The sequence below is a fragment of the Pseudogemmobacter faecipullorum genome (assembly GCF_020539525.1).
GTDB lineage: Bacteria > Pseudomonadota > Alphaproteobacteria > Rhodobacterales > Rhodobacteraceae > Pseudogemmobacter > Pseudogemmobacter faecipullorum.
Map to the genome: position 1 here is coordinate 112,718 of NZ_JACDXX010000007.1, position 13,467 is coordinate 126,184.

Sequence of the window (13,467 nt, forward strand, 5' to 3'; positions counted from 1 at the left end):
ACCTCTAGGCTGGCGCTGCACCGATCGGAGCGGCCATGACCACACCGCTGATCTTTGCCTTCCTCTGGCTGATCGCCGCCAATCTGATCGCCATGCTGCCCAGCCGCGATAAACACTGGCGTGCGGCGCTGGTGCTGATCGCCTGCGGGATTCCGATGGTCGGCTGGGTTACGGCCGAGGCCGGGCCGCTCTGGGGCATGCTGGTGCTGGCCGGCGGGGCCTTGGTTTTGCGCTGGCCGCTGATCTGGCTCTGGCGCGCCATGCGCCGCTGAACCGGCACCCCTTTGCGCAGCCCTGCGGGCAGGGGATTGCGGATCCCCGGGCTTCGCGGCTACCAACAGCCTATGATCACGCTCCCCACCCCCCGCGGAACCCTTACCCCTGATCGCTCGCTGGCGGATCTGACCTGGCTTCGGGTCGGTGGTCCGGCCGACTGGCTGTTTCAGCCTGCCGATGAGGCCGACCTTGCTGAGTTCCTGCGGGCTCTGCCGCCGGAAGTGGCGGTTTTCCCGATGGGGGTCGGCTCCAACCTGATCGTGCGCGATGGCGGCTTGCGTGCCGTGGTGATCCGGCTTGGCCGCGGTTTCAATACCATCACGGTTGAGGGCGATAAAGTGACGGCCGGGGCGGCAGCGCTCGACGCTCATGTCGCGCGCAAAGCAGCCGAGGCCGGGCGTGATCTGACCTTCCTGCGCACCATTCCCGGCTCGATCGGCGGGGCTGTGCGGATGAATGCCGGCTGCTATGGGCTTTATGTGGCAGATCATCTTGAGGAAATCCGCCTGATCACCCGCCAGGGCGAAGTGCTGACGCTGAAAGCCGCCGGGCTGAACCTGCGCTACCGTCAGTCTGACCTGCCGGAAGGGGCGGTGATCGTATCGGCGGTTTTCCGCGCGCCCGCAGCGGACCCGGCTGCGCTCGCGGCCCGGATGGAAGAGCAGCTGGCGAAACGCGATCTCAGCCAGCCTGTGAAAGAGCGCAGCGCCGGATCAACTTTCCGCAATCCTGCCGGTTTTTCCTCGACCGGAAAGGCGGATGATGTCCATGATCTGAAAGCCTGGAAGCTGATCGATGCGGCCGGAATGCGCGGCGCCCGGATCGGCGGGGCACAGATGTCACCGATGCATGCCAATTTCATGCTGAACACCGGAGGGGCGAGTGCCGCCGATCTGGAGGAGCTGGGAGAGGCGGTCAGAAAAAAAGTGTTCCAATCCAGCAAGATCACGCTAGAATGGGAAATTATGCGGGTCGGTGAGAAATCCGCATGAAAGAATGGCAGGCGTAACGGCGAAAAAAGCCGTTAATAATCAAGATAAGGGTCGCAAAGACCCTGTGAGGCAGTGATGGCGGGTGGATCGGGCAGATTGCCCCGCGTAACGGTATTGATGGGTGGCCTTTCGGCCGAACGTGAGGTCTCCCTCTCGTCCGGTGCGGAATGCCTCAAAGCGTTGCGCGCGGCGGGTTATGAGGCGGAAGGGCTGGACGCGGGTCCGGATCTGCCGCGCCGCCTGATGGATAACCCTCCCGAAGTTGTTTTCAATGCATTGCATGGCCGCTGGGGCGAGGATGGCTGCGTTCAGGGCCTGCTCGAATGGCTGCGCATTCCCTATACCCATTCCGGGGTGCTCGCCTCTGCGCTGGCCATGGATAAGACCCGGGCCAAGGATGCCCTGCGTGAGGCCGGTCTGCCGGTGCCGCATGGGGTGATCGTCTCGCGTGAGGCGGTGGCCGAGGGCCATGTCCTGCCGCCGCCCTATGTGGTCAAACCGAATTCTGAGGGCTCGTCGGTCGGGGTCTATATCGTGCGCGAGGGCTCAAACGCGCCGCGCCTGGCTGAGACCATGCCTGAACAGGTGCTGGTCGAGGCCTATGCGCCGGGCCGCGAAATGACCGTGGCGGTGCTCGATGGTAAGGCGCTCTGCGTCACCGATATCATCACCGATGGCTGGTATGATTACGACGCCAAATACAAAACCGGCGGCTCACGCCATGTGCTTCCGGCCGAACTGCCCAGAGAGATCACCGAAGCCTGCCTGACAATCTCGGAAAAAGCCTGCGCGGTGCTTGGCTGCCGTGGGCTGGCCCGGGTCGATTTCCGCTATGATGATGCGCGTGGTCTGGCGGGGCTGATCATTCTTGAGGTCAATACCCAGCCGGGCATGACCCCCACTTCCCTGGCCCCCGAACAGGCGGCTCTTTGCGGCATTTCTTTCCCCGAGCTCTGTGACCGGCTTGTGAGGGATGCGACATGCGATCGCTGATCCCGTTTCGCATCCTTCCTGCAAGACGCCCAGATCCCCGCTATGGCCGGGCCGAACCGCCACTGACCCGCCGCCCGGTGATCCGTCACGATCCCTCGCCCTCGCTCTGGGCCTACCGGATGCAGCGGATCATGCTGACCCCCTATCTGCGCGCTTTGCTGCGGGTCGGGCTGCCGGTTTTTGTTCTGCTCTTTGCCGCCGGCCTCTATATTGCCGATGATGCGCGTCGGGCCGGGGTGATCCAGGTCTTTACCGATCTGCGCCAGAAGTTCGAGCAAAGACCCGAATTTATGGTCGCGCTCGCCTCGGTGGAGGGGGGCTCGCCTGAACTGTCTGAGGCGGTGCGGGCGCGGCTGAATCTGAATCTGCCGCAAAGCTCGTTTGATCTCGATCTCGATGCCGCCCGGGGCCGGCTTGAGGCGCTGGATGCGGTGAAGACGGCCGAGCTGCGTGTGCGCTCGGGCGGGGTGCTGCAGGTGCTGATCACCGAGCGCCAGCCGGTGCTGGTCTGGCGCACGGCAGAGGGGCTGACGCTGCTTGATGACGGCGGTCACCGGGTGGCCAGCCTGATTGAGCGCGGCGACCGGGCCGATCTGCCGCTGATTGCCGGCGAGGGCGCCGATCTTCATGCCGCCGAGGCGCTGGAAATTCTCGCAGCCGCAGGCCCGGTGTCCAGCCGGATCCGCGGCCTGATCCGCATCGGCGAGCGCCGCTGGGATCTGGCGCTTGATCGCGGCCAGCGCATCATGCTGCCCGAAACCCAGCCGGTGCGGGCGCTTGAGCGGTTGCTGGCGCTGGATCATGCCCAGAATATTCTCGCCCGTGATCTGACGGCGGTGGATCTGCGGATCGCTGCAAGACCGACGCTTCGCCTTACCTCCTATGCGATGAATGAACTTCGCCGCGCCAAGGGGCTTGCTATCGTGGAGACCGAATTGTGACCGACCTCTACCAGACACAACGTGCCATGCGAAATATGCGCCGCGCTGCCATGCAGCGGGGCGTGATTGCCATTCTCGATGTCGGCAGCTCTAAAATTGCCTGCCTCATCCTGCGCTTTGACGGCGAGGCCCGTCTGCGCGAGGTTGAGGGGGTGGGGCCGATGGCGGGCCAGTCACAGTTCCGCATCATCGGTGCCGCCACCACCCGCTCGCGCGGGGTGCGCTTTGGCGAGATTTCGGTGATGAATGAGACCGAGCGCGCCATCCGCACCGCGGTGCAGGCGGCGCAGAAAATGGCCAGCGTCCGGGTTGACCATGTGATTGCCTGTTTCTCAGGTGCCGAGCCGCGCAGCTACGGCCTCGCCGGTGAGATTGATCTCGCCGATAATGTGGTGACCGAGCAGGATATCGCCCGGGTGCTGGCGGCCTGCGACGTGCCCGATATCGGGCCGGGGCGCGAGGTGCTGCATGCGCAGCCGGTCAATTTCGCGCTCGACCACCGGTCGGGTCTGGCCGATCCGCGTGGCCAGATCGGCCACCGGCTGACCTGTGATATGCATATACTCTCGGTTGATGCCTCGGCCATTCAGAACCTGCTCTACTGCATCCGGCGCTGCGATCTCGAACTGGCGGGGATTGCCTCTTCGGCCTATGCCTCGGCGATCTCCTCGCTGGTGGAGGATGAGCAGGAGCTGGGCGCGGCCTGCATTGATTTCGGCGGCGGTGCGACCGGCCTGTCGATCTTTATGAAAAAGCACATGATCTATGCCGATACCGTGCGGATGGGCGGCGATCATGTGACTTCGGATATTTCCAAGGGCCTTTATATCCCGATCGGCGATGCCGAGCGGATCAAGACCCGGCACGGCGGGCTGTTCGCCACCGGTATGGATGACCGCGAGCTGATCGAGCTCGGTGGCGAGAGCGGCGACTGGGAGAAGGACCGCCGCCAGATCAGCCGCACCGAGCTGATCGGCATCATGCGCCCGCGCGTCGAGGAAATTCTCGAGGAGACCCGGTCGGTTCTGGATGCGGCGGGCTTTGACCATCTGCCCAGCCAGCAGATCGTGCTGACCGGTGGCGGCAGCCAGATCCCGGGGCTGGATATGCTGGCCCAGAGGATCCTTGGCCACAGGGTCCGGCTGGGTCGGCCTTTGCGGGTTCAGGGCCTGCCTCAGGCGGCCACCGGCGCGGCTTTTGCCTCGGCGGTGGGGCTTTGCCTTTTCGCGGCCCATCCCCAGGATGAATGGTGGGACTTCGAGGTTCCTGCCGAGAGATATCCGGCGCGTTCTTTGCGAAGGGCATTCAGGTGGTTCAAGGACAACTGGTAACCCCAGGATACAGAGAATTTATCGACATTCCGCCGATTTGCGGCGGGATTCCCCCATATTTTGTAGGTCGCGGGATTTTTTCTCGTGACCTCCTTCCTCTATGGCAGTAGAGTTTCCTGAATATCCCGTAAGACCGGCCCCGGGACAGGTCCGGTCTTCACCCAAAACCTCTGGCCCGATGCTGATGGATGCAGATCCGGCGGCTCGCAGCTACGGGACCGGGAAGGGGCGACACGAGAAGACAGGCCGCAGCGGCATAAAAAACGGACAGGCGAAACCATGGCACTCAATCTGACGATGGCGAACCAGCGCGAAGAGCTGAAGCCGCGCATCACCGTCTTTGGTGTGGGCGGCGCGGGCGGGAATGCGGTCAATAACATGATCGCAAAACAGCTCGAGGGCTGCGAATTCGTGGTGGCGAATACCGACGCCCAGGCGTTGCAGCAATCTCTTGCGCATTCGCGGATCCAGATCGGCCTTAAAGTGACCGAGGGTCTGGGCGCGGGCGCACGCCCGAGCGTGGGCGCGGCCGCGGCCGAGGAATCGATCGAAGAGATCGTCGATCACCTCGCAGGCGCGCATATGTGCTTCATCACCGCCGGCATGGGCGGCGGCACCGGCACCGGTGCGGCCCCGATCATCGCCCAGGCGGCGCGTGAGCTGGGGGTGCTGACCGTTGGTGTGGTGACCAAGCCGTTCCAGTTTGAGGGCGGCAAGCGGATGCGTCAGGCCGAAGAGGGTCTGGAAGCGCTGCAGAAGGTCGTCGACACGCTGATCATCATTCCGAACCAGAACCTGTTCCGCCTCGCAAATGAGCGCACCACCTTCACCGAGGCCTTCGCGCTTGCTGATGATGTGCTCTATCAGGGCGTCAAAGGCGTGACCGATCTTATGGTGCGCCCGGGCGTGATCAACCTCGACTTCGCCGATGTCCGTTCGGTGATGGATGAGATGGGCAAGGCGATGATGGGCACCGGTGAGGCCGAGGGCGATGATCGCGCCGTTCAGGCCGCCGAGAAGGCCATCGCCAACCCGCTGCTTGATGAGATCAGCCTGAATGGCGCACGCGGTGTGCTGATCAATATCACCGGCGGCCATGATCTGACCCTGTTCGAACTGGACGAGGCGGCGAATATCATCCGCGAGAAAGTCGATCCGGAGGCCAATATCATCGTCGGCTCGACGCTTGATAACACCATGGAAGGCCGGATCCGGGTTTCGGTCGTTGCCACGGGCATCGATATGAGCCAGGCCAAGCCCGAACAGCCGGTCGCCCGTCGCCCGATGGCGCAGCCGTTGCAGCTTGATCCGGCCCCGGCAGCCGCTCCGCGTCAGGCAGCGCCGCAGCCGGCCTGGCAGCCCGCACCGCAGCAAAACTATCAGCCCGCGGCGCAGCCGGCCTATCAGCCTGCTCCGCAACAGGCCTATTTCCAGCAGCCCGCCCAGCAGGCTGCACCAGCGCCGCGCCAGCCGCAGCCCGAGGCTGATCTGTTCTCGGCAGGCGAGGTGGAGGCCCCGGCCTTCCATCCCCAGGCCGATCAGTATGAAGATCCGAATGCCGGTCACGATCTGCCGCCGCCGGCCTATCGCCCGCAGGCTCCGGTAGGCCAGGCCGCCCGTCCGGCACCTTCGGCGATTGATGCTGATGCGGCCGGCTTCGTTGCGCCGCGTCCGCGCACCCCGGGTCAGCCGACGCCGGAAGCCATGGCGCGCCTTCAGGCCGCTGTGCGCAAGACGCCTTCGGCTGCTGCTCCGGCCGCGCCGCAGCAGCGTGCGCCTGAGCCCCAGGCCCCGGCCGCAGCGGCGCGTCCGCGCTTTGGTATCGGCTCGCTGATCAACCGGATGGCAGGCCATCTCGACACCGCCCAGGCCGAGCGCGCCAGCGCCCCGCCGGCCCGCCATCAGCCGCCGGTCACCTCTTATGACGAGGAGCCGGAAGCCGGTGCAGATCAGGACCGGATCGAGATCCCGGCCTTCCTGCGCCGCCAGGCCAATTGATTACAGGCAGAAGAAACTGAAGGGGAAGGGGCCGATTTTCGGCCCCTTTTTCTTTTGAATCAATGATTTGGAATTGTGACACCCAGTGTCACAAACCGTTGCAAAAGGTGAATTGAGCTTCCGGTGACCATTGACTAACTAAGATTAACGAGGGCGGCACAGGATCGTGAGCAGATCCGATCCGGCGCGGCTTCTCCTGGTTTAAGCAGAATGGAAGGCACTGAGGTGCAAAACACAGTTAAATGTTCGGTCAGCTTCGTCGGCGTGGGTCTCCACACCGGCCGGCCGGTGCGTATGGTTGTGCTTCCGGCCCCGGCAGACCATGGAATTCGCTTCCTGCGCAGCGATCTTATCGCCGCAGGCTCTGACAAAAATGCTGAGATCCCGGCGATCTGGAGCGCGGTGACGCCGTCGCGGCTGTGCACTGTGGTCGAGAATGAAGATGGGGTTTCGGTCTCGACGATTGAGCATCTGATGGCGGCTTTTGCCGGCATGGGTATTCATAACGCGCTGGTGCGCATCGATGGCGGCGAAGTGCCGATCCTCGATGGCTCCTCGGAACCCTTTGTTGCTGCCTTCCTGAAGGTGGGCCTGGTCTCGCTGGAAACCCCGGTCAGTGCCGTGCGGGTGCTCAGGGCGGTAGAGGTGCGCGAAGGCGAGGCTGTGGCCCGGCTTGAGCCTGCCGAGATGCTGGAAATCGACTTCCGTATCGAATTTGAGGAGGCTGCGATCGGCGTCCAGGAGCGCAGCCTGAAACTGTCGAATGGCGCTTTCGTGCGCGAACTTTCGGACAGCCGCACCTTCTGCCGCCAGTCCGATGTGGATGCGATGCGTGAGCGTGGCCTGGCGCTGGGGGGCACGGTGCATAATGCCGTGGTCTTTGACGGGGCTCGCGTGGTCTCGCCGGGTGGTCTGCGCCACAAGGACGAGCCGGTGCGCCATAAGATGCTCGACGCGGTCGGTGATCTGGCGCTGGCCGGTGGCCCGATCCTTGGCCGCTATACCGGGCTGCGCGCGGGTCATGCCATGACCAACCGCCTGCTGCGCGCGCTGTTCGAGGATCCGGCCAATTACCGTATCGAGCGCGCCGCTGCCGGCATTAATGGTAAATTGCCCGGTGCCGGCGTGCATGCCGGTGATCTGCCCTCGCTGCGTCGCCAGGCCGCCTGACGCTCCGGTCGTGCCGGGCCCCCGACCCGGGGCCGGGCGCAGAGCCTGCTTCCTTGCTCACCGGAAGAAAGGCGTTTTGCGCAGCCGATTTTTCTGTGCTAGGACACAAACAAATCGCCGGGCATTGCCCGGGCAGGTTTGGGCCCCGGCGCCTTCAGCCCAGGCACCGATCCCCTGTCCCGGAAAGGCTGCGGGCACGGAAGCCGTCTTACGGTCGGCTCCGCTAAAGGAAGTCAGGTTGGGGTAGGCGGAAGATGGCAGGCAAGGCACCGGGACTGCATTTCGCAGCGGTCATGCTACTCTCGGGTGTGCTGGCGGCTTGTGGCAGCAAAAACAGCTCCGGCGGCAGCGAAGACTTTGGCGCGATGACGGCAGAGGAAATCTACCGTCAGGGCGAGATCAAGCTCGAAACCGGGCGCCGCCCCGCTGATTCTCTTAAATATTTCGAAGAGGTCGAGCGCCTCTATCCCTATACCCAATATGCCCGCCGTGCCCTGATCATGCAGGCCTTCGCCAATCATAAGGCGAAGAAATACGAAGAGGCCCGCGCCGCCGCGCAGCGCTTCCTCGATTTCTACCCCGATGATGAAGAAGCGCCCTATGCCGCCTATCTGATGGCGCTGAGCTATTATGACCAGATCGAGGATGTCGGCCGCGATCAGGGCCTGACCTTCCAGGCGCTGGTCTCGTTGCGTGATGTGATCGAAAGATATCCCGACAGCGAATATTCCAGCTCGGCGATCCTGAAATTCGATCTCGCCTTCGACCATCTGGCGGCGAAAGAAATGGAAATCGGGCGCTTTTATCTGAAGCGGCGCCATTACACTGCGGCGCTGAACCGGTTCCGCACCGTGGTTCAGGATTTCCAGACCACCAGCCATACCGCCGAGGCGCTCTATCGCCTGATCGAGGCCTATCTGGCGCTTGGATTTGAGGCCGAGGCCCAGACCGCCGGTGCGATCCTGGGCCATAACTACCAGTCTTCGCCCTTCTATCAGGACGGCTATAACCTGCTGAAGGGCAGGGGGCTTTCGCCCGAGGCCAAAGGCAATTCCTGGCTGTCCAAAGCCTATCGGCAGATGATCCGCGGCGAATGGCTCTGATCAGGCAGACAGGGGCGTGACATGCGCCTCTGTTTCTGATTTGTTCCGGACCAACCTGCATTTGCCTGCGTTCTGGTGCCTCCATGCTGATTTCGCTCGATATTCGCGACATTCTGATCATTGACCGGCTGTCGCTGGCGCTCGGCCCGGGGCTGAATGTCCTGACCGGAGAAACCGGGGCGGGGAAATCCATCCTGCTCGATGCGCTTGGTATGGTGCTGGGCTGGAAGGGCCGGGCCGATCTGGTGCGCCAGGGCGCGGAAAAAGGCGAGGTCACCGCAGTCTTCGACCTGCCGCCGGGCCATCCGGCGGTGCAGGTGCTGGAAGAGGCCGGGGTTGAGGTCGGGGGCGAGGTGGGGGGCGAGCTGATCCTGCGCCGGCTTGCACATAGCGATGGCCGCCGTCAGGCTTGGGCCAATGACCGCCGCGTCTCGGCCGAGGTGCTGCGCAATCTCTCGGAAAGCCTGGTTGAGCTGCATGGTCAGCATGATGATCGGGGCCTGCTGAACCCGCGCGGCCACCGGGCGCTGCTCGATGCTTTCGGTGGCTATGATCTGGCGCCTTTACGCACTTTCTGGGGGCAGCGCCGCCAGGCAGCGGAGGCGCTGGAGGCGGCAGAACAGGCGATCGCCCGCGCCCGGACCGAAGAGGAATTCCTGCGCCATGCCGTGGGTGAGCTCGATAAGCTGGCGCCGCAACCGGGCGAGGAGGCGGTGCTCGACGCTAAGCGGCGGATGATGCAGGGTGCGGCGCGGATCCGTGAGGATGTCTCGCGCGCGCTGGCCTCGCTGGCCGAGGAGGGGGCTGAAGGCCGGATGCGCGATGCCACCCGCTGGCTGGAGGGGGTGTCTGACCGGGCCGAAGGGCGGCTTGATGAGCCGCTGGCGGCATTGTCACGTGCATTAATCGAACTTTCCGAGGCCCAGTCCGGCGTCGAATCGGCCTTGCATGCGCTGGATTTCAATCCTGCCGAGCTGGAAGCCTGCGAAGAGCGGCTCTTCGCCATCCGGGCGCTGGCGCGCAAATATGGCACGGCCCCTGATGATCTGGCGCGTGAGGCCGACAGCCTCAGGGCGCGGCTTAATGCGCTGGATGCGGGCGAGGCCGGGCTGGCGCAGCTGAACGCGGATCTGAAGGCGGCCGAGGCGGTCTATGCAGATGAGGCCGCGCTGATCAGCGGTAAGCGTGCGGTTGCGGCCAGCCAGCTCGATACGGCGATGGCGGCCGAACTGGCACCGCTGAAGATGGAGCGCGCGGTGTTTCGCAGCGTGATCACCGCAGCCGAGCCTGGCCCCGATGGTCAGGATCAGGTGACCTTCACCGTCGCCACCAATCCGGGCGCACCGCCCGGCGCGCTGAACAAAATTGCCTCCGGCGGCGAGCTGTCGCGCTTCCTGCTGGCGCTGAAGGTCTGTCTGACCGGCGGTGGCGCGGGGCTGACGATGATTTTCGACGAAATCGACCGCGGCGTCGGCGGCGCCACTGCCGATGCGGTCGGGCGGCGGCTGCAGGCCTTGTCGGAAAATGCCCAGGTGCTGGTGGTGACCCATTCGCCCCAGGTGGCGGCGCTGGGGGCGCATCACTGGCGGGTGCAGAAATCTGTGGTCAGCCGCGCGGGCCAGGAAATCACGCTTTCGACCGTGGTGCCGCTGGCAATGGAAGAGCGCGTCGAGGAGATCGCGCGCATGCTGGCCGGGGACCGGGTCACCGATGCGGCACGCCAGGCGGCGCTGGCGCTGATTCCCGGCACCTGAAAGGCTGGCCTGGCGCGGCTCTGCGCCGCCTCTGGCTTATCCTCCGGGGCTTTATTGATTTCTCAGCGTTTTCAGGCCGAGCTATGCCCTTGTGCCGGGGCGGCTTTGCATTTGCGGCATATTTTTCTGCGCCGCAGCAAGTGCTAGGATCGGGGCAGGATGTTTTCTGTCCCGACCTGTTGGAGTTTTCCCATGTTTGCCGCGTTTCTGTCGCGCCTTCTGTCCTCGTATCTGCCGCGGATCATGCCCTCGGATGATGCCTATGAGCGTCCGATCCGGGCCTCGGCCAAAGGCTGATCGCCTGCGGCCCGGCGGCAGTCCTGAGGCCGCTTCGGCTCTGGAACCCGGCAGAGCCTTGCGCTAAGAGGGGGCATTCCCTCGGCATAGCGGGCCTGCGCCAGACCCGGCCCCGTATCGGAGAGCGCCATGAAAGCCGCCGTCATCACCTTCCCCGGATCCAACTGCGACCGCGACCTCGCCGTAGCCTTTGAAAAGGCTGGCTTTGAGGTTGCCCGCGTCTGGCACAAAGACAGCGAGCTGCCCGCCGGCACCGATATCGTCGGCGTGCCGGGTGGTTTCTCTTATGGCGATTATCTGCGCTGCGGCGCAATTGCAGCGCAATCGCCGATCAGCAGCGCGGTCAAGGCCCATGCCGAAAAGGGTGGCTATGCCATCGGTATCTGCAATGGCTTCCAGATCCTGACCGAGATGCGCCTGCTGCCCGGTGCGCTGATGCGCAATAAGGGCCTGCAGTATATCTGCCGCACCATTGGCCTGAAGGTCGCCACCACCGCTTCGGATTTCACTTCCGGTTACAGCCTCGGCCAGGAAATCCGGGTGCCGATCGCGCATCATGACGGCAATTACACGCTGGAGGCGGAAGAGCTGAAAGCGCTGCGCGATCAGGACCGTATCGCCTTTACCTATAGCGACAATCCGAATGGCTCGATGGGCGATATTGCCGGCGTGCTTTCGCAAAACCGCCGGGTGCTGGGCATGATGCCGCATCCCGAGCGCGCTTTTGAGCCGCTGCATGGCTCGGCCGATGGCGCGGCATTGTTTGCGGCGCTGATGGGCGGGTTGGCGCTCGCCTGAGCGCCTCTGCCTTGAGGGGCGCCTGGGGGCAACTTAATCTGCGGCCATGATCAGCGACCGCTCAGCCGACAGCAGTGAAAGACCGCAGGGCCTGCCCTGGCGGGTGAAGGCTGTGGTGATCCTGCTGATCATTGCCGCAATCGGCGTGGTGCTGGTGTCGAACCGCTGGCTGAACGACCGCTTCAGCGATGGCGCACGCGGCCGCTCCGACGTGCGCCTCGCGCTTTACTCGGGCAACCTGGTCTCGGAACTGCAGCGCACCTCGGTGGTGCCCTTGCTGCTGTCGCGCGACCCGGATCTGCTGCAGGCTCTGCGCGACGGCAATTTCTCGCGCACCTCGGCCAAGCTGATCGCGCTGCAGGCCGAGATCGGCGTCGCCTCGATCCGGCTATTGGATGTGAATGGCCGGGTGGTGGGCGCGACCAACCGCAATATCCTGTCGACGATTTTCCGCTCGGAGAGCTATTTCGTCGATGCGCAGCGCACCAATGAGACCATTTTCACCGCCAGCCCGCGCGAGACCGGCGGCTATGATTTCAGTTATTCCCGGGCTTTGCGCGCCGATGGCAAAGTGCTCGGCGTCATCGTCGTCTCGGTCGATCTGCTGAAATATGAGCGCGCCTGGTCGGGGCTGAATGATGCGGTGGTGGTCACCAATTCGGAAGGCACGGTCATTCTGACCACGGTTCCGGCATGGCGCGGCCGCTCGCTGACCGAGGCCATGGCCGAGACCGAGCCGCCTTCAGCGATTGAGCAGGCCTGGCAGGCCTCGACCGACTGGGCCCGCCCGGCGCCCGAGGCCTGGATGCAGGGCACGCCGGTGATGAAGACCGAGGCGCGGATCCCGTTCCGGGGCTGGCGCATCGTCACTTTCGTCGACTATGCCCAGGTGCGTGAGAAGGTGAATTCCATTCTGGCGCTCGAGATCATGGGCTTTGCCATCGTGATGTCGATCGCCTTCTATTTCCTGACCCGCCGGGCCTGGTCGCGCTCGCTGTCGCTGCAGCGGGAATCGGCGGAACTGCGGGCGCTCAATGCCCGGCTGCAGCGCGAGATTGCCGAGCGCGAGAAGGTCGAGGCCAATCTGCAGGTCGCCGAGCAGACGCTGGAGCAAAGCTCAAAACTGGCGGTGCTGGGCGAGATGTCGGCAGCGGTCAGTCATGAGCTGAACCAGCCGCTGGCCGCGATGAAAACCTATCTGGCGGGGGCGCGTCTGCTGTTGCAGCGCAAACGCCCCGATGAGGCTCTGTCCTCGTTCCAGCGCATTGATGATCTGATCGAGCGGATGGGATCGATCACCCGTCAGCTGAAAAGCTATGCCCGCAAGGGCGGCGAGGCCTTTGAGCCGGTGGATCTCAGGATGTGCGTCTCCTCGGCTCTGGCGATGATGGAACCGCAGCTGAAAAGTCGCGTTGTGAAGATCACGCGCGGGCTGCCGCGCCAGCCGGTGATGGTCATGGCAGACCGGATCCGTCTTGAGCAGGTTATTATTAATCTTCTGAGAAATGCACTGGATGCAATCCGCGATGTGAATGCGCCCCAGATCGACATGCTTTTGTCGGCAGGTGAGACCGCGACGCTGACAGTGCGCGATAACGGCCATGGGATTATCGATCTCGATAATCTGTTTGAGCCTTTCTACACGACCAAAAAACCCGGGGAAGGGGTGGGCCTTGGCCTCGCAATCTCCTCGGGCATTGTAACAGACTTGGGGGGTCGCCTGACCGCCCATAATGGCGAAGAGGGCGGTGCAGTGTTCGAAATGCAGCTGCCGATCCTGTCGTCTGGTCAGCAAGCAGCAGAGTGAGGGCTGA

General features: G+C 63.9%; 11 protein-coding genes. All 11 read left to right on the forward strand.

What is annotated here, in order from left to right; genetic code table 11:
• Window positions 1-35: 35 nt before the first annotated feature.
• The 11 genes from H0485_RS09315 to H0485_RS09365 all read left to right on the forward strand — a co-directional run bounded on the left by H0485_RS09315 (window position 36) and on the right by H0485_RS09365 (window position 13,460).
• Entirely contained in the window at window positions 36-272 is a 237-nt protein-coding gene (locus H0485_RS09315; RefSeq protein ID WP_226935101.1) for a DUF2484 family protein, read from the forward strand.
• Window positions 273-344: 72 nt separating this feature from the next.
• Entirely contained in the window at window positions 345-1,268 is a 924-nt protein-coding gene (gene murB, locus H0485_RS09320; protein ID WP_226935102.1) for a UDP-N-acetylmuramate dehydrogenase, read from the forward strand.
• 75 nt (window positions 1,269-1,343) lie between these two features.
• A complete protein-coding gene (locus tag H0485_RS09325) occupies window positions 1,344-2,261 on the forward strand; it encodes a D-alanine--D-alanine ligase (protein WP_226935103.1) in 918 nt (305 codons plus the stop codon).
• Window positions 2,249-3,202, forward strand: a complete 954-nt coding sequence (locus tag H0485_RS09330; protein ID WP_226935104.1) for a cell division protein FtsQ/DivIB — start codon at window positions 2,249-2,251, stop codon at window positions 3,200-3,202. The genes H0485_RS09325 and H0485_RS09330 overlap by 13 nt, the downstream gene beginning before the upstream one ends.
• On the forward strand, window positions 3,199-4,533 hold the full coding sequence (gene ftsA, locus H0485_RS09335; protein WP_226935105.1) for a cell division protein FtsA: 1,335 nt from the start codon (window positions 3,199-3,201) through the stop codon (window positions 4,531-4,533). The genes H0485_RS09330 and ftsA overlap by 4 nt, the downstream gene beginning before the upstream one ends.
• 279 nt (window positions 4,534-4,812) lie before the next feature.
• Window positions 4,813-6,531: a cell division protein FtsZ gene (gene ftsZ / locus H0485_RS09340; RefSeq protein WP_226935106.1), complete on the forward strand. Its 1,719-nt coding sequence runs from the start codon at window positions 4,813-4,815 to the stop codon at window positions 6,529-6,531.
• Window positions 6,532-6,756: 225 nt separating this feature from the next.
• A complete protein-coding gene (lpxC, locus tag H0485_RS09345; protein WP_226935107.1) occupies window positions 6,757-7,701 on the forward strand; it encodes a UDP-3-O-acyl-N-acetylglucosamine deacetylase in 945 nt (314 codons plus the stop codon).
• Between the two features lie 254 nt (window positions 7,702-7,955).
• Window positions 7,956-8,804: an outer membrane protein assembly factor BamD gene (locus tag H0485_RS09350; protein ID WP_226935108.1), complete on the forward strand. Its 849-nt coding sequence runs from the start codon at window positions 7,956-7,958 to the stop codon at window positions 8,802-8,804.
• 83 nt (window positions 8,805-8,887) lie between these two features.
• A complete protein-coding gene (gene recN, locus H0485_RS09355) occupies window positions 8,888-10,558 on the forward strand; it encodes a DNA repair protein RecN (RefSeq protein ID WP_226935109.1) in 1,671 nt (556 codons plus the stop codon).
• A gap of 426 nt (window positions 10,559-10,984) precedes the next feature.
• A complete protein-coding gene (gene purQ / locus H0485_RS09360) occupies window positions 10,985-11,653 on the forward strand; it encodes a phosphoribosylformylglycinamidine synthase subunit PurQ (RefSeq protein WP_226935110.1) in 669 nt (222 codons plus the stop codon).
• Between the two features lie 46 nt (window positions 11,654-11,699).
• The gene (locus H0485_RS09365) at window positions 11,700-13,460 is read left to right on the forward strand and encodes a sensor histidine kinase (protein WP_226935111.1); all 1,761 of its coding nucleotides are present in this window, start codon (window positions 11,700-11,702) and stop codon (window positions 13,458-13,460) included.
• The last annotated feature ends 7 nt before the right edge of the window (window positions 13,461-13,467 follow it).